This is a genomic window from Polynucleobacter yangtzensis (assembly GCF_001595965.1).
Classification (GTDB): domain Bacteria; phylum Pseudomonadota; class Gammaproteobacteria; order Burkholderiales; family Burkholderiaceae; genus Polynucleobacter; species Polynucleobacter yangtzensis.
In genome coordinates, this window is record NZ_LOJI01000026.1 from 1 (window position 1) to 1,247 (window position 1,247).

General features: G+C 46.1%; 1 protein-coding gene. It reads right to left on the minus strand.

The features are described 5' to 3' along the window. Positions 1-1,247: branched-chain amino acid ABC transporter permease (locus JaK3_RS06775; protein WP_420865693.1), on the minus strand; the 1,247-nt coding region annotated here is incomplete at both ends.

Here is a 1,247-nt window from a genome sequence, read left to right on the forward strand (position 1 = left end):
TTAGGACCAATCAAGCCATGGATGGTGCCGCGCTTGATGCTCAGATCAACGTTGTTCAATGCTTTCAGGCCACCGAACTGCATCAATACAGAGTCAACCTTCAAGAGCTCTTCACCAGCATTTGCGTTGGATACATTGCTAATGAAGCTGATAGAGTCATCCACCGCTTCAGCATCACCACCACGGGTAGTTTTAGCTTTGCCAACGATTGACTGATAGAAGCTCTTCACAAAGCCAACGATACCGTTTTGCAAGTAGTACACCACCAACAAAATCATGAAGCCGAAAATACTCAAGCGCCAGTCAGAAATCGTATTGAGCCAGAATGAGAATGCTGCTAAGCCTACTACGCCAGCGATAGGTACAGCCACGCGACGCGGAGTAGTTGTCTTCTTTGACAAGGCTATGCCAGCACCAACCAGCACTACGACTGCAATGATCGAAGCAACAATACGGAATAGGTTGATATCGTCCAAGAGCTTAGGCAACAACACGATGATGGCTGCACCAATCAAGGCGCCGAGGCGAGACTTACGTCCACCCATGATGATACCGAGCAAGAACAAAACAGCGAGTTCGTTGTTGTAAGTATTTGGTGAAATGTATTGCTCTGAGTACGCATACAAACAACCAGCTAAACCAGCAAAGCCAGCACTGATTACGAATGCGATCACCTTAAAACGATATACGGAAACACCCATACAGTCACAAGCAATTGGACTATCACGCAAGGCCTCAAAGGCGCGACCAATTTGTGACTTTACAAAACGGTCTACAACGATCATAGAAAGGATCAAAACGATGCCAACCATCCAGAAGTACTCTGCTTTGGTCATTGGCACGCCCATTAAATCAGGCTTTGGAATCTTGATACCCAATGGACCTTCAGTCAACCAAGTCATCTCATTAATGAGAATCTGCGCAATGGTTCCGAAAGCCAAGGTCACCATCGCCAAATACGGTCCAATTACCTTCAGGGCTGGCAATGCCAAGATACCGCCGAAGATAGAGGTCACGATGATGGATGCAGGTAGAGTTCCCCAAATCGTCCAACCGAAATGGAAGTACAAAACACCAGCGGTGTATGAACCGATACCAAACAGAGCTGCGTGACCTAAGGAAACCTGACCAACATAACCCACAACGATATCTAAACCATATAACAAGATGGTGTAGATGAGAATGGTTTCAACTAAGTGAATGTAATAAGGGTTATGAACAAACAACGGCAAACAAAAGAGTGCCGC